Source organism: Pseudomonas sp. FW305-3-2-15-C-LB1, assembly GCF_058787615.1.
Genome location: NZ_JBYSZX010000002.1, coordinates 201,781 through 217,048 on the forward strand (window position 1 = coordinate 201,781; position 15,268 = coordinate 217,048).

Here is a 15,268-nt window from a genome sequence, read left to right on the forward strand (position 1 = left end):
AGTCTCGACACTTTTCGTGACAAGCCGCTTTTGCCGACCATGAGCCAAACCGAACCGCTAGACCAAGATCCCGTGTTCCAGCTGAAAGGCAGCATGCTCGCCATCACCGTGCTGGAACTCGCCCGTAACGACCTCGACGCCCTGGACCGCCAACTTGCGGCCAAGGTCGCCCTGGCGCCGAACTTCTTCAACAACGCCCCGCTGGTGCTGGCCCTGGACAAGTTGCCCGCCGACCAGGGCAGCATCGATCTGCCCGGTCTGATGCGCGTGTGCCGCTCCCATGGCCTGCGCACCCTGGCGATTCGCGCCAGCCGTATCGAAGACATCGCGGCGGCCATCGCCATTGAACTGCCAGTACTGCCACCGTCCGGCGCGCGCGAGCGTCCACTGGAACCATTGGTCGGCGAAGAGAAGAAAAAACCGGAAAAACCACCCGAGCCTGCGATCAAGCCTACAAAGATCATCACCTCGCCCGTACGCGGCGGGCAGCAGATTTATGCCCAGGGGGGCGACCTGGTGGTGGTCTCCTCGGTCAGCCCGGGTGCGGAACTTCTCGCCGATGGCAATATCCATGTATACGGCCCGATGCGCGGACGTGCCCTCGCCGGCATCAAGGGTGATACCAAGGCCCGTATTTTTTGCCAGCAGTTGACCGCTGAGCTAGTGTCCATCGCAGGCCAGTACAAGGTTTCAGAAGATTTGCGCCGTGATCCGCTGTGGGGGGCTTCGGTGCAGGTCAACCTGTCGGGCGATGTGTTGAACATCATCCGTCTTTAACGGATACTGCCGCATTTTCCAAGCATCTCTAGACTCTGATAGCACAGCGAAACCGGCATTACTTATGTAGGAATTTTTTATTCCTACAAGGCTGTCCGCCTGCAGCGAGTTCCAAGAGATGTTTTTCAGGGACTGAAAAGTCCTTTTTCCTTAGGGGTGAAACACCTTGGCCAAGATTCTCGTGGTTACATCCGGCAAGGGTGGTGTGGGTAAGACCACCACCAGCGCCGCTATCGGTACCGGCCTCGCTCTGCGCGGCCACAAGACAGTTATCGTCGACTTCGACGTCGGTTTGCGTAACCTCGACCTGATCATGGGCTGCGAACGCCGCGTGGTGTATGACTTCGTCAACGTGGTCAACGGTGAAGCCAACCTGCAACAGGCCCTGATCAAGGACAAGCGCCTTGAAAACCTGTATGTGCTGGCCGCCAGCCAGACCCGTGACAAAGATGCGCTGACCAAAGAAGGCGTCGGCAAAGTCATCGCCGAACTGGCAGAAACCTTTGAATACGTGGTGTGCGACTCCCCCGCCGGCATCGAGACCGGTGCTCACCTGGCGATGTACTTCGCCGATGAAGCCATCGTGGTGACCAACCCGGAAGTCTCCTCGGTACGTGACTCGGACCGCATGCTCGGCCTGCTGGCCAGCAAGTCCAAGCGCGCCGAAGAAGGCCGCGATCCGATCAAGGAGCACCTGCTGCTCACCCGCTACAACCCTGAGCGTGTCAGCAACGGCGAGATGCTCGGCGTTGAAGACGTGAAGGAAATCCTCGCAGTGACCCTGCTGGGCGTGATTCCAGAATCCCAGGCGGTGCTGAAAGCCTCCAACCAGGGTGTGCCAGTGATTCTTGATGACCAGAGCGACGCCGGCCAGGCGTACAGCGATGCCGTCGATCGCTTGCTGGGCAAGACCGTGGAACACCGCTTCCTCGATGTCAAGAAGAAGGGATTCTTCGAGCGTATCTTTGGAGGCAACTAAACAATGAAATTTCTCGACTTCTTTCGCGCCAACAAAAAGCCTACGACCGCGTCGGTCGCGAAAGAGCGTCTACAGATCATCGTGGCGCACGAACGCGGCCAACGCAGCACCCCGGACTACCTGCCAGCCTTGCAGAAGGAACTGGTCGAGGTGATCCGCAAGTACGTCAATATCGGCAACGATGACGTGCATGTCGCCCTGGAAAATGACGGCAGCTGCTCGATTCTGGAACTCAATATCACCCTGCCTGATCGTTGATCGAACAGGCGGCCGCCACGGCGGCTCGATCACCTTGATCCCTTTTCGGGAACCGGGTGGGCGAGCCGCCGTTGGCGTTTGTTACGAGGCTGTTTGATGCCGCTGTCCAATATCCACATCCTGTATCAGGACGCCGCCGTCCTGGTGGTGAACAAGCCCACCCTGCTGCTCTCGGTGCCTGGCCGCGCCGACGACAACAAGGACTGCCTGATCACCCGCCTGCAGGAAAACGGCTACCCCGAAGCCCGTATCGTCCATCGCCTGGACTGGGAAACCTCGGGCATCATCCTGCTGGCGCGGGATGCCGACACGCACCGTGAGCTGTCCCGCCAGTTTCATGACCGAGAAACCGAAAAGGCCTACACCGCCCTGGCCTGGGGCCAGCCGGAACTGGACAGTGGCAGCATCGATTTGCCGCTGCGCTACGACCCACCGACCAAGCCGCGGCATGTGGTCGACCACGAGTTCGGCAAGCACGCGCTGACGTTCTGGAAGGTGCTGGAGCGCTGCGGGGACTGGTGCCGTGTCGAGCTGACACCGATCACCGGGCGCTCGCACCAGCTGCGTGTGCACATGCTCTCCATCGGCCACCCGCTGCTGGGTGACGGCCTGTATGCCCATGAGCAAGCCCTGGCCGCCTGGCCACGCCTGTGCCTGCATGCGAGCATGTTGAGCTTCACTCACCCGCAAAGTGGCGAGCGGTTGCGCTTCGAGTGCCCCGCACCGTTTTAAAGCTGTCAACGCAGATTCCACTGGCCTGCGATGGCGGAGTGTCAATCACTGTATGGGTTGGCTGACCCACTGCCATCGGGGGCAAGCCCCCTCCCACATTTGTGCTGTGCACTTCTTGCCATCGAACGGTAAACTCCGCGCATTGCTGTCTGGAGCTATTTATGCGCGAAGCGTTGAATCAAGGCCTGATCGACTTCCTCAAGGCCTCCCCTACTCCTTTTCATGCCACTGCCGCCCTGGCCCAGCGCCTGGAAGCGGCCGGCTACCAGCGTCTCGACGAACGCGAAACCTGGGCCACCGAGGCCAACGGGCGCTACTACGTCACCCGTAACGACTCCTCGATCATCGCCTTCAAGCTTGGCCGTCATTCGCCGCTGCAGGGCGGTATCCGCCTGGTTGGCGCCCACACCGACAGCCCGTGCCTGCGGGTCAAGCCCCAGCCCGAGCTGCAACGCCAGGGTTTCTGGCAACTGGGCGTGGAAGTCTACGGCGGCGCGCTGCTGGCGCCGTGGTTCGACCGCGACCTGTCCCTGGCCGGCCGTGTGACCTTCCGCCGCGACGGCAAGGTCGAAAGCCAGTTGATCGACTTCAAGCTGCCGATTGCCATCATCCCCAACCTGGCCATTCACCTGAACCGTGAAGCCAACCAGGGTTGGGCGATCAATGCCCAGACCGAGCTGCCGCCCATCCTCGCGCAATTTGCCGGTGACGAGCGCGTGGACTTCCGCGCCGTGCTCACCGATCAACTGGCACGCGAACATGGACTCAACGCCGACGTGGTGCTCGACTACGAGTTGAGCTTCTACGACACCCAAGGCGCTGCGGTCATCGGCCTGAACGGTGACTTCATCGCCGGCGCACGCCTGGACAACCTGCTGTCGTGCTACGCCGGCCTGCAAGCCCTGCTCACCAGCGACAGCGAAGAAACCTGCGTGCTGGTGTGCAACGACCACGAAGAAGTCGGCTCCTGCTCGGCGTGCGGCGCCGATGGCCCGATGCTGGAGCAGACCCTGCGTCGCCTGCTGCCGGAAGGTGATGAATTCGTACGCACCATTCAGAAATCCCTGTTGGTCTCAGCCGATAACGCCCATGGCGTGCACCCGAACTACGCCGACAAGCACGACGCCAACCACGGCCCCAAGCTCAACGCCGGCCCGGTGATCAAGGTCAACAGCAACCAGCGCTACGCCACCAACAGCGAAACTGCCGGGTTCTTCCGCCACCTGTGCATGGCCCAGGAAGTACCGGTGCAGAGCTTCGTGGTGCGCAGCGACATGGGCTGCGGCTCAACCATCGGCCCGATCACCGCCAGCCACCTGGGCGTGCGCACCGTGGACATCGGCCTGCCGACGTTCGCCATGCACTCGATCCGCGAACTGTGCGGCAGCCATGACCTGGCGCACCTGGTCAAGGTGTTGGGGGCGTTCTACGCGAGCCACGATCTGCCCTGATCTGAATGTGGGAGGGGGCTTGCCCTCTCCCACATTGGTGTTGCGTACCCCTGATCTATATCACCTGCACTTCTCATAATCCGACCTAGACTTGTCAGTATTCCCACTCCGACAAGGCCGTCGCACCATGATCTCCATGTCTTCCTTCCACGCCATGCTTATCCCTATCCTGATCGGCATGATCATGTTGGCCGTGGGTTTCAACTTTCGCGACAAGCCCCTTGGCGTGTTCGGCATGTGGCTCGGCATGCTGCTGATCCTGGGCACCGTGGTGTACAAGATCCTCGCCAAACTGGCCGAATGACGCTTGCACTCGTACACTCGCTCAACCCGTCGTTTCCAAGGTTGACCGCCTCGTGCTTTCCCGTCTGTTTGCCCTGCCCTGCTATTGCTTGATCGCCCTGCTCACCTTGCTGCCGCTCACGCCTGCCCATGCCGTGGGTTTGCCCGGCCTGCTCGGCACCACCAACAAGACCCAACCCCAGGCCGAAGTGCCGCTGGGGCAGTCGCTGGACGAGGTGATCAAGACCCTGGAAAACGACCAGCAGCGCACTCAGTTGCTGAGCGACCTGAAAAAGCTGCGTGCCGCCACGCAAAAGGCCCAGCCGGCCACCGAGGAAGGCGTGCTGGGCTTGATCGGCGGCACCCTGGCCAATCTCGAGGCACAGTTTTCGGGCGCCGACAGCCCGCTGGGGCGCTGGTCCAACGAGGTCGACCTGGCCAAGGAAGAACTCGGCGCGCTGATGCTGCCGGCCAACGAATGGCTACCGATCATTTTCGGTTTTGCCCTGATCCTCGCGGTGTGGAGCCTGCTGGCCTACGCGCTGATCTGGCTCAGCCATCGGGTGCGCGAACGTTTCGGCCTGCCTGAAGAATTGCCGCAACATCCACGCACCTGGGACATGGTGCGCTTCGCCCTGCGCAAGCTCGGCCCGTGGATGATCGCCCTGGTGATCACGGTGTACCTGAGCTACGCCCTGCCCTCGTCCCTGGGCAAGTCACTGGCGATGGTGCTGGCCTACGCACTGGTGGTGGGCACCTGTTTCTCGGCGATCTGCGTGATCGCTTTTTCGGTACTCGACGGCCCGCACCGTCATCGCGCGCTGTATATCCTGCGCCACCAGGCGTTCCGCCCGCTGTGGTGGATCGGCAGTTTTGCCGCCTTTGGCGAGGCCTTGAGCGACCCGCGACTGGTCCAGGCCCTGGGCCAGCACCTGTCCCACACCGCCGCGACAGTCGCCAATGTGATGGCGGCGCTGTCGACCGGTGTATTCATCCTGCGTTTCCGCCGGCCCATCGCCCACCTGATCCGCAACCAGCCGCTGTCGCGCCGCCTGACGCGCCGCGCCCTCAGCGACACCATCGAAATCATCGGGTCCTTCTGGTACATCCCGGCCTTGCTGCTGGTGGGTATCTCGCTGTTCGCCACCTTCGTCTCGGCCGGCGATACCAGCACCGCCTTGCGCCAGTCCCTGCTGTGTACGGTGCTGCTGGTGCTGTGCATGGTGATCAACGGATTGGTGAGACGCCACGCGCTCAAGCCGCAACGCGGTCACAAGCGCCACGCGCTGTATTCCGAACGCCTGAAAAGCTTCGTCTACACCCTGGCCCACCTGATCGTGTGGCTGGTGTTTATCGAGTTGGGCCTGCGGGTGTGGGGCCTGTCGCTGATCCGCTTTACCGAAGGCGATGGCCATGAAGTCAGCGTCAAGCTGTTCGGCCTGGCCGGGACCTTGTTGTTCGCCTGGCTGATCTGGATCCTCAGCGACACGGCGATCCATCATGCCCTCACCCGCTCGCGCAAGGGCCTGGCCAATGCCCGTGCGCAGACCATGATGCCGTTGATCCGCAACGTGCTGTTCGTGACCATCTTTATCATTGCTGCCATTGTCGCCCTGGCGAACATGGGCATGAACGTCACGCCGCTGCTGGCCGGTGCCGGTGTGATCGGCCTGGCCATCGGTTTTGGCGCGCAGTCGCTGGTGGCGGACTTGATCACTGGCCTGTTCATCATCATCGAAGACTCCCTGGCCATCGACGACTACGTGGATGTGGGCGGCCACCTGGGCACGGTGGAGGGCCTGACCATCCGGACCGTGCGCCTGCGGGACATCGACGGCATTGTGCACACCATCCCGTTCAGCGAGATCAAGAGCATCAAGAACTACTCACGGGAGTTCGGCTACGCGATCTTCCGGGTGGCGATCCCGTACAACATGGAAATCGACGACGCCATCAAGCTGATGCGCGACGTCGGCCATAAAATGCGCAACGACCCGCTGCAACGCCGCAATATCTGGTCGCCCCTGGAGATTCAGGGGGTGGAGAGTTTCGAGTCGGGCAGCGCGATCCTGCGGGCGCGGTTCAAGACGGCGCCGATCAAACAGTGGGAAGTGTCGCGGGCGTTCAACCTGTCGTTGAAGCGGCATCTGGATGAGGCGGGGCTGGATCTGGCGACACCGCGCTTGAGCGTGCAGGTGGTGACGGCGGCTTCGGGCGGATTAGACAAAGAAAAAAACACCTGAAAGCAACACAGCTCAAAATGTGGCAGGGGGCTTGCCCCCGATGGCGGTGTATCAGTCACTCATTAGTCGACTGACACTCCCTCATCGGGGGCAAGCCCCCTGCCACATTTTTGATCTGTGGCGTTTAAGCGATCGCAGCGCTGTCCATCTTCTGACGCAGGCTCAACGGGCGCATGTCGGTCCAGACTTCTTCGATATAGGCCAGGCACTCTTTCTTCAGGCCGCTCTTGCCCACGGTGCGCCAGCCTTCCGGTACGGCCTTGTAGTCGGGCCAGATGGAATACTGTTCTTCATGGTTGACCACTACCTGAAACAGGATGTCGTCGCGGTCAAATACTGAGGTCATTGCTGTTCTCCATCGCTATAAGGCTGGCTGCGCACCGTGCGCAGTACCGATATCTGTAGAAACGTACCAGGCTGGCAAAAAATTAGAGGCTGGCGACCGCCGCCGCCAACGCGCGTCCGAAGATGTCCGCCACCCGGTCCACTTCGCTGGCGGTGATCACCAGCGGCGGCAGGAAACGCACCACGCTGCCATGCCGACCGCCCAGTTCGAGGATCAGCCCGCGCTTGAGGCATTCACGCTGCACCAGCGGCGCCAATTGGCGATGCACGGGCGGATGGCCTTGAATGTCCGGCGTGCCAGTCGGGTCGACCAGCTCCACGCCGAGCATCAGCCCGCGACCACGAATATCCCCCAGGTGCGGGAAGTCGCGCTGCAGGATGCGCAGGTGTTCACCGAGGCGCTCGCCCATGGCCGCCGCATGGCCGGCCAGGTCATGGTCCTTGAGGTAGCGCATCACCGCCGACCCCGCCGCCATGGCCATCTGGTTACCACGGAAGGTCCCGGCATGGGCGCCCGGCAGCCAGGTGTCGAGCCAGTCGCGGTACACCACCACCGCCAGCGGCAGGCTGCCGCCGATGGCCTTGGACATCACCACCACATCCGGGATGATCCCGGCGTGCTCGAAGGCAAACATCTTGCCGGTACGGCCGAAACCACTCTGGATCTCATCGACGATCAACGCCACGCCCGCCTGCTCGGTGATACGGCGCAGGCCGCGCAGCCAGTCCAGGTCAGCCGGAATCACACCGCCCTCGCCCTGCACCACTTCGACAATCACCGCCGCCGGCAGTAATACACCGGCCTCCGGATCGTTCAGCAGGTTTTCCAGGTAGTGCAGGTTGACCCGTACGCCTTCCGCGCCGCCCAAGCCGAACGGGCAACGATAGTCGTAGGGGTATGGCAGAAATTGCACGCCACTGCCGAGCAAGGCACCCAGGGGTTTCTTCGGCCCCAGGCTCCCCATCAGGCTCAAGGCGCCCTGGCTCATGCCGTGATAACCGCCCTGGAATGACAATACGGTGCTGCGCCCGGTGGCGGTGCGTACCAATTTCAATGCGGCTTCCACCGCATCGGTGCCGGTGGGGCCGCAGAACTGGATTTTCGCTTCCCGCGCCAGCGCCGGCGGCAACAAACCGAACAGGTCCTGCACGAACTGGTCCTTGACCGGGGTGGTCAGGTCCAGCGTGTGCAGGGGCAATTCATCAGCCAGCACCTGTTGAATAGCCTCGATCACGACCGGGTGGTTATGCCCCAGCGCGAGGGTGCCGGCGCCGGCCAGGCAGTCGATGAAGCTGCGCCCTTCGACGTCTTCCACGTAAATCCCCTTGGCACGCTTGAGTGCCAGGGGAATGCGCCGCGGGTAGCTGCGGGCATTGGATTCCTGTTGGCGTTGACGGGCCAGCAGCGGGGTTTCGTCGAACTGGTAAAGCGTTTCATGCACCTGGGCGTCTTCGATACGGCTGGTAGCGACTGACATTTCTCGATCCCTCAATACGCTGATGATGGTGACCAAACTGCCGATCCGCTGGCGTCTGGCCCCAAGGGGCATGCGCACGGATTTCCTGTTCTGGAAACGCACCAGCGTCGAGGGGATTTAGGGCCTTTGATCACTCGCCAGTGAATACAAAACCAAATGTGGGAGGGGGCTTGCTCCCGATAGCAGTGGATCAGTCACTGGTGTCGGGACTGACAGAGCGCAATCGGGGGCAAGCCCCCTCCCACATTGGAATTGCGTTCGGCGTCAAAGACCACGGTACTTTTCATTCAACGCATACAAAATCGCGCAGGTCTCCGCATCCAGGAACCCGCAGTAATCCCGCGCCCGAAAGTGCATCTGAAACGCCCGCGTCCTCTGTTCAAACCCTTGCCGGTTCTTCGCCGGCGCATAGCCATAGCGTCGAAACGCCCGCTCTACCTCGACCTCCGGCGGCAGGCCCAGGCAAAACCGGCGCTGATACATCGCCCGTGTCGCCTCATCAAACCAGGCCCCCACCCCTGCTTCATGCAGACACCGCCACGGCAGCCGCGGCCCAGGATCACTCTTGCGACCGAACGCCACGTCCGCATGCCCGAGGATGTCGGTGGGCCCGATCTGCGGGTATCGCTCAAGAATGTCGCGAACCAGTGCAATCAACACGTCGGTCTGTTCCGGCGCATAGGCCGGAAAGCTGAACACACCGCCGTCATCCCGCGCCTGGTTGACGATCTCGATGCCAATCGAGCGGCTGTTGAGGTTGTCGCGCCCCGCCCAATGGCTCACCCCGGCGTGCCAGGCGCGCTGGTCTTCCTCCACCAAACGGAAGACACGCAGCTCTTCATAGCCCGCCGCGCGATAGTCGGGCTCATCAGGGTCGGGCAGCAAGTAGTGTGCACTCACCCCATCCTGAGTCAGGGTGCGCAGGGAGGCACCAAAAGGCGCTGCGGTGTAATGCAGGATCACCTGCCGCACGGGCTCGCCGTTGCGTTCGTTGAAGCCTCTGGCAGGGAAACTGGTATCGATGACCAACATGAGAACCGTCCTTTTTCAATACAGGCCGAGTCATTCAGCCCGTTCAAGCGCAAAAAATTACCGCCATCCTGAAGGCTTCAACTTCAGGAGGGCGGTAGCTATTTGGCACTTGAAAGAAAAGTGATCAGCAGCGCAGTGGCATACCCAGGTCAACGCGCAGGCCGTCCGGCCCGCTGTCGAACTTCAACGAGCAGGAACAGCGCTGCACGATCGCTTGCACGATCGCCAGGCCCAGGCCACAGCCTTCGCTGTTACCGTTGCGCCAGAAGCGTTGGGTCAGGTATTGCAGGTCCTCGGGGGCAATCTGCTTGCCGTGGTCACGCACGCGGAACACCACATTATCGGCGGCGGTGAATACGCTGAGCTCCACCCGGGTATCCGTCGGCGTGTGGCGCAACGCGTTGTCCAGCAGGTTACGCAAGGCGGCGACCGCCAGGCCCACCGGCATGTCCACCGGGGTGGCCGACAGGTCGTCCGGCAGGACCAGGTCGATGCGCGAATTGTCACCGGCATTGGCATCCTGGATCGCCAGGCGCGCTACTTCTTCGGCGCTGGAGTGCATGCCATCGTCAAACGACAGGTTACCCTCCACCCGCGCCAGCAACAGCAATTGCTCCAGGGTCCGATGCAGGCGGTCGGCGCCCTCCTCGGCATGGGCCAGGGACTGGTCGCGGGCCGCACCTTCGGTCATGCGCGCCACTTGCAGGTGGGTCTTGATCGCGGTGAGCGGGCTGCGCAGTTCGTGGGCCGCGTCACCGGTGAGGCGGCGCTCGCGCTCGATGGTCTTGGCAATGCGTTGCAACAGCTGGTTCTGGGTGTCCAGCAGTGGCTCGAGTTCGCTGGGCAACGGGTGGATCTGCAACGGTTCAAGGGAATCGGCACTGCGGCGCATCAAGGCGTCACGCATACGGTTGAGCGGCAGCAGGCTCTGGCCGATGCCCAGCCACAACAGGCACAGGCAGCCGAGCATCGCCACGCCCACCGGCACCGACGCCGCCAGCAGGATCGACAGGTTCAGCGCCTCGCGCTCCACTTGCCGGTCGGCCGTGGTGATCAGCAGGTCGCCACGGGACAGGGTGAAACTGCGCCAGCCCACGCCATCGACGACCTGGTCGCGAAACCCGCTCTTGCGCGACTCCAGCCCCTCATCCGGCGTGGTGTGGCTGCGCGCCAGGATTTCCCCGCGCAGGGAACTGACCTGGCAGGCCATGCCGCCAGGCACATTCAATTGTTCAGCGCTGAAATGCGCGCCGCCGCTGACGCTGGCCAGGCCCGGCATCTGTTCGGTCAGCCCCGCCACCATGCGCGCCGACGCAACCAGGCGCTGGTCGAGGGAGAACATCATCTGGTTGCGCAGGTCATTGAGCATCCAGGCCGCCGCCAGGGCCCAGATCAACACAAAAGCGGCGCCGAGCTTGAACGTCAGGCGCAGGCGCAGGCTTTTCACGATGCGTCCTCGCCCCCATCGGCTGGGCCCAGGCGGTAGCCGAGGCCGCGCACGGTCTCGACAATGCCGTTGCCCAACTTGCGCCGCAGGTGGTGGATATGCACGTTGAGCGCGTTGCTTTCCAGTTCGTCGTTGAAGCCGTAGACGCTGTCCTTGAGCTGTTCGCTGGACAGCACCCGGCCTTTGTTGTGCAGCAGGGCTTGCAACAGCGCCTGCTCGCGACGCGACAGGTCAACCGGCTCGCCGCCCAGGAAGGTTTCGCGGCTGCTGGGGTCGTAGGCCAGGCGGCCATGCTCGATCAGGTTGACACTGCGCCCTGCCACCCGTCGCAGCAGGGTTTGCAGGCGCGCGGCGAGTTCGCGCAGGTCGAAGGGTTTGAGCAGGTAGTCATCGGCGCCGGCTTGCAGGCCGTCGACGCGATTGGTCACCGAGTCCCGCGCGGTGAGGATCAGCACCGGAATCTCCAGGCCCTGGCTGCGCTGTTGCTGCAACAACTTCAGGCCGTCTTCATCCGGCAGGCCCAGGTCGAGCACCATGATGTCGAACGTCGCCGCCTTGAGCATCGCGCGTGCGGCGCCCGCCGTGGCCACGTGTTCAACGGTGAAACCCTGGGCGGTGAGGCCGGCCACAATGCCGCTGGCGATCAGTTTGTCGTCTTCACAGACCAGTACGTGCATGGTGAACCCTTCATGAAAGATGGGGAGATTAAAGGGGCAGCGGATTAAGCGCAGATTATGCCGCTAAACACCCCTCACTCAATCTAGAATAGCCGTGGTTAATCATCGGTTAATCAACGCCACACATTGTGTGCCTACTTGCATCGAACTAAGGCTTGACCATGCGGCATCTGTTTACCTTTCTGCTGGTGTTGTTCGCGGGGCTGGCCCAGGCCGCGCCGGGCAACCCGTTTGAGACCAAATCCGATTTCCTCCCGGTGGGCAAGGCCTTCACCTTTACCTCCGAACGTCTTGAAAGTGGCGAGATGCAGCTGTATTGGCAGATTGCCGACGGTTACTACCTGTACAAGCAGCGCATGAAATTCGATGGCCTGGCCGAAAAACCCGTGCTGCCCAAAGGCGAGGATCACAGCGATGAGTTCTTCGGCGACCAGGAGGTCTATCGCCAAGGCCTGGAAGTGAAGATTCCCGCCGGCGCCACCGGCCAGGTCAAGCTGGGCTGGCAGGGCTGTGCGGATGCGGGTCTGTGCTACCCGCCGCAGTCGATCACCGTGGACCTGGGTGGCAACCCGGCCGTCGCCGCCACCGCACAAGCCCAGGACCAGAGCCTGGCCAGCGGTTTGCAACAACGCAGCCTGGGTTGGAGCCTGTTGATATTCTTTGGCTTGGGACTGCTGTTGGCCTTTGCACCGTGTTCATTGCCGATGCTGCCGATTCTCGCTGGCCTGGTAGTGGGCAGTGGTGCCAGCCCGCGTCGCGGTTTTGCCCTGGCCAGCAGCTATGTGGTGTGCATGGCGCTGGTGTATGCCGCGCTCGGCGTATTGGCTGCCTTGCTTGGCGCCAACCTCGCCGCGCTCCTGCAAACCCCATGGATCCTCGGCAGCTTCGCTGCGCTGTTCGTGATCCTCGCCTTGCCGATGTTCGGCTTCTTTGAACTGCAATTGCCGGCGTTCCTGCGCGACCGCCTGGACAACGTCAGCCGCCAGCAAAGCGGCGGCAGCCTGGTGGGTGCAGGGATTCTCGGTGCGCTGTCCGGCCTGCTGGTGGGCCCGTGCATGACCGCGCCCCTGGCCGGCGCCCTGCTGTACATCGCCCAGAGCGGCAATGCGCTGCACGGCGGCCTGATCCTGTTCGCCATGGGCATCGGCATCGGCATTCCGCTGTTGCTGCTGGTGACCGTGGGCAACCGCTTCCTGCCCAAGCCAGGCACCTGGATGAACGTGCTCAAGGGCGTCTTCGGCTTCCTGTTCCTCGGCACCGCCGTGCTGATGATTCGCCCGGTGGTCGGCGAAAACCTGTGGATCGGCCTGTGGGGCGTACTCGCGCTGGTCATGGCCTACTGTGGCTGGACCCTGGCCCGCGAATACGGCCTGGCCGCCAAGGTGTTTGGCGCAGGCTCCCTGGTACTGGGCCTATGGGGCGCGGTGCTGGTGGTGGGCGCAGCGGGGGGCAGCGAAGACCTGTGGCAACCGCTGAAGGTCTACAGCGGTTCACGGGTCGCTGGCGCAGCCTCCGCCCACGATGCCTTCATGACCATCAACGACCCGGCCGTGCTGCAAAGCCAGCTCGACAGCGCCAAGGCCCAAGGCCAATGGGTGCTGGTGGACTACTACGCCGACTGGTGCGTGTCGTGCAAGATCATGGAAAAACAGGTGTTCGGCAAACCCGAAGTCATGCAGGCGCTCAAAGACGTACGCCTGCTGCGCCTGGACGTCACCGCCGACAACGCCGCCAGCCGCGCGCTGCTCGGTCGCTACAAAGTGCCTGGCCCACCGAGCTTCGTGTGGATCGGCCCGGACGGTGAAGAGCGCCGCGCCCAACGCATCACCGGCGAAGTGGATGCCGCCGCTTTCCTGCAACGCTGGACGCAAACCCGAGATGCACTCTGATGCTGACCCTGACCATCGGCACCTTCGCCATCGCCCTGAATCACATCCTGCTGATCAGTGCGCTGATTCTCGCCACCCTGGTGGGCTGGCGTGTGGCCAAGCGTGGTGGTGAAAACCCGGAATCGGTGCTGTTCAGCCTGTTCCTGCTGGGCATGCTCGCTGCCCGCGTCAGCTTTGTGCTGATGTACTGGGGGGACTACCGCAACGACTGGGTGCAGATGGTCGACCTGCGCGACGGCGGCTTCCTCGCCTGGCCCGGCGTGATCGCCCTGGTCCTTGGTGCACTGGCCTATGGCTGGCGGCGCCCGGCCCTGCGCAAGCCGCTGAGTGCCGGGGTGATCACCGGCCTGGTGTTCTGGGGCATGACCAGCCTGTCCCTGAGCCTGTACGACAAGGGCTCGCAACTGCCGCAGATCACTCTGCGCAATGCCAGTGGCGAGGTGGTGCAACTGGCCGACTACAAGGGCGGCCCGTTGGTGATCAACCTGTGGGCCACCTGGTGCCCACCGTGCCGCCGAGAAATGCCGGTGCTGGAACGCGCCCAACACCAACGGCCCGACGTGACCTTCCTGTTCGTCAACCAGGCCGAAAGCATGCAGAGCGTCAGTACCTTTCTTGCGACCCAAGGCCTGACCCTCGACAACGTGCTGTTCGACGCCAGTGGCCGCCTCGGCCAGGCCGTGGGTTCCATGGCCCTGCCCACCACATTGTTCTATAGCGCCGATGGCCGCCTGCTCAACAGCCACCTCGGCGAATTGTCCCAGGCCAGCCTGGCCCGCGCCATGGAACCCTTCGACACCGCCCCTCAAAGGAAACCGACATGCCAAGCCTCCGCCACCTGCTGACCCTGCTGCCGCTGACACTCGCGGCCACCCTGGCCCAGGCCGAAGACTGGCCTGCACCGGTCAAACAGATTGAAGCCAAGGGCGCCAAAATCCTCGGCAAATTCGACGCCCCCAGCGGCCTCACCGGCTACGCCGCCCGCTACCAGAACCGTGGCATGGCCCTGTACCTGACCGCCGACGGCAAAAGCGTGATCGCCGGCAACCTGTACGATGCCCAAGGCAACGACCTGAGCAGCGCACCGCTGGAGAAATTGGTGTACGCACCAATGGCCAAGGAAGTCTGGGCCAAGATGGAAAAAAGCAGCTGGATCCAGGATGGCGACGTCAAGGCGCCGCGCATCGTCTACCTGTTCAGCGACCCCAACTGCCCCTACTGCAACATGTTCTGGGAACAGGCGCGGCCATGGGTGAAGGCCGGCAAAGTGCAACTGCGCCACATCATGGTCGGTATTATCCGCGAAGACAGCCCAGGCAAATCCGCCGCGCTGTTTGCCGCCAAAGACCCGCAGAAGGCGTTGGAAGAACATGAGGCCGCCGGTAAAGGCAGCAAGCTGCAGGCGCTGGCCAAGATTCCGGCGGATATCGAGGCCAAGCTTGATGGGAATATGAAGTTGATGGATGAGCTGGAGCTGTCGGCGACGCCGGCGATTTTCTATCTGGATGACAAAGGGGGGTTGCAGCAGCAACAAGGGGCTCCTTCGCCGGAGAAGTTGGTGAAGATACTTGGGCCGAAGTAGGCGGCGCCTTGACTGACGCCATCGGGGGCAAGCCCCACTCCCACATTAGAAATGCGCTCCAAATGTGGGAGGGGGCTTGCCCCCGATGAGGCCCTG

Annotated in this window: 15 protein-coding genes; 10 read left to right on the forward strand and 5 right to left on the reverse strand. The window is 62.7% G+C overall.

The genetic code is table 11. The features are described 5' to 3' along the window. Positions 1-39 precede the first annotated feature (39 nt). The 7 genes from minC (at position 40) to AC3WP7_RS04810 (ending at position 6,722) form a co-directional block, all read left to right on the forward strand. Positions 40-777, forward strand: coding sequence for a septum site-determining protein MinC (gene minC, locus AC3WP7_RS04780; protein ID WP_071490789.1), 738 nt, complete (start codon positions 40-42; stop codon positions 775-777). Between the two features lie 166 nt (positions 778-943). Beyond that, a complete protein-coding gene (gene minD, locus AC3WP7_RS04785; protein ID WP_071490790.1) occupies positions 944-1,756 on the forward strand; it encodes a septum site-determining protein MinD in 813 nt (270 codons plus the stop codon). Positions 1,757-1,759: 3 nt separating this feature from the next. Beyond that, a complete protein-coding gene (minE, locus tag AC3WP7_RS04790; protein WP_010208824.1) occupies positions 1,760-2,014 on the forward strand; it encodes a cell division topological specificity factor MinE in 255 nt (84 codons plus the stop codon). Between the two features lie 96 nt (positions 2,015-2,110). Next, positions 2,111-2,746 carry an RluA family pseudouridine synthase gene (locus tag AC3WP7_RS04795; protein WP_015885133.1) on the forward strand — a complete coding sequence of 212 codons (636 nt, stop codon included), beginning with the start codon at positions 2,111-2,113 and terminating at the stop codon, positions 2,744-2,746. 161 nt (positions 2,747-2,907) lie between these two features. Next, a complete protein-coding gene (locus AC3WP7_RS04800) occupies positions 2,908-4,197 on the forward strand; it encodes a M18 family aminopeptidase (RefSeq protein WP_071490791.1) in 1,290 nt (429 codons plus the stop codon). Between the two features lie 127 nt (positions 4,198-4,324). Beyond that, positions 4,325-4,501 (forward strand): hypothetical protein, encoded by a 177-nt coding sequence (locus tag AC3WP7_RS04805; RefSeq protein WP_163034621.1) that lies wholly within the window; start codon positions 4,325-4,327, stop codon positions 4,499-4,501. 52 nt (positions 4,502-4,553) lie between these two features. Continuing rightward, positions 4,554-6,722, forward strand: a complete 2,169-nt coding sequence (locus AC3WP7_RS04810; RefSeq protein ID WP_092243141.1) for a mechanosensitive ion channel family protein — start codon at positions 4,554-4,556, stop codon at positions 6,720-6,722. Between the two features lie 124 nt (positions 6,723-6,846). Here AC3WP7_RS04810 and AC3WP7_RS04815 read toward each other — a convergent pair whose 3' ends face one another. The 5 genes from AC3WP7_RS04815 to AC3WP7_RS04835 form a co-directional block, all read right to left on the reverse strand. Continuing rightward, positions 6,847-7,068, reverse strand: a complete 222-nt coding sequence (locus AC3WP7_RS04815; RefSeq protein ID WP_058424653.1) for an MbtH family protein — start codon at positions 7,066-7,068, stop codon at positions 6,847-6,849. A gap of 82 nt (positions 7,069-7,150) precedes the next feature. After that, positions 7,151-8,545: an aspartate aminotransferase family protein gene (locus tag AC3WP7_RS04820; protein WP_092243138.1), complete on the reverse strand. Its 1,395-nt coding sequence runs from the start codon at positions 8,543-8,545 to the stop codon at positions 7,151-7,153. A 264-nt stretch (positions 8,546-8,809) separates the two neighbouring features. Continuing rightward, on the reverse strand, positions 8,810-9,577 hold the full coding sequence (locus AC3WP7_RS04825) for an N-acetylmuramoyl-L-alanine amidase (protein ID WP_102592228.1): 768 nt from the start codon (positions 9,575-9,577) through the stop codon (positions 8,810-8,812). Between the two features lie 124 nt (positions 9,578-9,701). Further along, a complete protein-coding gene (locus tag AC3WP7_RS04830; RefSeq protein ID WP_093529542.1) occupies positions 9,702-11,024 on the reverse strand; it encodes an ATP-binding protein in 1,323 nt (440 codons plus the stop codon). Continuing rightward, the gene (locus tag AC3WP7_RS04835; protein WP_028617287.1) at positions 11,021-11,701 is read right to left on the reverse strand and encodes a response regulator; all 681 of its coding nucleotides are present in this window, start codon (positions 11,699-11,701) and stop codon (positions 11,021-11,023) included. Before AC3WP7_RS04835 ends, AC3WP7_RS04830 begins: the two co-directional genes overlap by 4 nt. 161 nt (positions 11,702-11,862) lie before the next feature. Between AC3WP7_RS04835 and dsbD the strand changes: the two genes are divergently transcribed. Genes dsbD through dsbG form a run of 3 tightly spaced genes read left to right on the forward strand, consistent with a single transcriptional unit; the run spans position 11,863 to position 15,172 of the window. Continuing rightward, positions 11,863-13,590, forward strand: coding sequence for a protein-disulfide reductase DsbD (gene dsbD / locus AC3WP7_RS04840; RefSeq protein WP_102592229.1), 1,728 nt, complete (start codon positions 11,863-11,865; stop codon positions 13,588-13,590). Then, complete coding sequence (locus AC3WP7_RS04845; RefSeq protein WP_102592230.1) at positions 13,590-14,435, forward strand: TlpA disulfide reductase family protein; 846 nt, start codon at positions 13,590-13,592, stop codon at positions 14,433-14,435. The genes dsbD and AC3WP7_RS04845 overlap by 1 nt, the downstream gene beginning before the upstream one ends. Then, positions 14,411-15,172 (forward strand): thiol:disulfide interchange protein DsbG, encoded by a 762-nt coding sequence (dsbG, locus tag AC3WP7_RS04850; RefSeq protein ID WP_093529538.1) that lies wholly within the window; start codon positions 14,411-14,413, stop codon positions 15,170-15,172. Before AC3WP7_RS04845 ends, dsbG begins: the two co-directional genes overlap by 25 nt. Positions 15,173-15,268: the final 96 nt, after the last annotated feature.

Bases quoted from the DNA above. Each gene is read 5' to 3' on its own strand.
- minC (WP_071490789.1), top strand. From the start codon at position 40: ATGAGCCAAACCGAACCGCTAGACCAAGATCCCGTGTTCCAGCTGAAA.
- AC3WP7_RS04795 (WP_015885133.1), top strand. From the start codon at position 2,111: ATGCCGCTGTCCAATATCCACATCCTGTATCAGGACGCCGCCGTCCTG.
- AC3WP7_RS04845 (WP_102592230.1), top strand. From the start codon at position 13,590: ATGCTGACCCTGACCATCGGCACCTTCGCCATCGCCCTGAATCACATC.
- AC3WP7_RS04800 (WP_071490791.1), top strand. From the start codon at position 2,908: ATGCGCGAAGCGTTGAATCAAGGCCTGATCGACTTCCTCAAGGCCTCC.
- AC3WP7_RS04835 (WP_028617287.1), bottom strand. From the start codon at position 11,701: ATGCACGTACTGGTCTGTGAAGACGACAAACTGATCGCCAGCGGCATT.
- AC3WP7_RS04805 (WP_163034621.1), top strand. From the start codon at position 4,325: ATGATCTCCATGTCTTCCTTCCACGCCATGCTTATCCCTATCCTGATC.
- dsbD (WP_102592229.1), top strand. From the start codon at position 11,863: ATGCGGCATCTGTTTACCTTTCTGCTGGTGTTGTTCGCGGGGCTGGCC.
- AC3WP7_RS04820 (WP_092243138.1), bottom strand. From the start codon at position 8,545: ATGTCAGTCGCTACCAGCCGTATCGAAGACGCCCAGGTGCATGAAACG.
- AC3WP7_RS04815 (WP_058424653.1), bottom strand. From the start codon at position 7,068: ATGACCTCAGTATTTGACCGCGACGACATCCTGTTTCAGGTAGTGGTC.
- dsbG (WP_093529538.1), top strand. From the start codon at position 14,411: ATGCCAAGCCTCCGCCACCTGCTGACCCTGCTGCCGCTGACACTCGCG.
- AC3WP7_RS04825 (WP_102592228.1), bottom strand. From the start codon at position 9,577: ATGTTGGTCATCGATACCAGTTTCCCTGCCAGAGGCTTCAACGAACGC.
- minE (WP_010208824.1), top strand. From the start codon at position 1,760: ATGAAATTTCTCGACTTCTTTCGCGCCAACAAAAAGCCTACGACCGCG.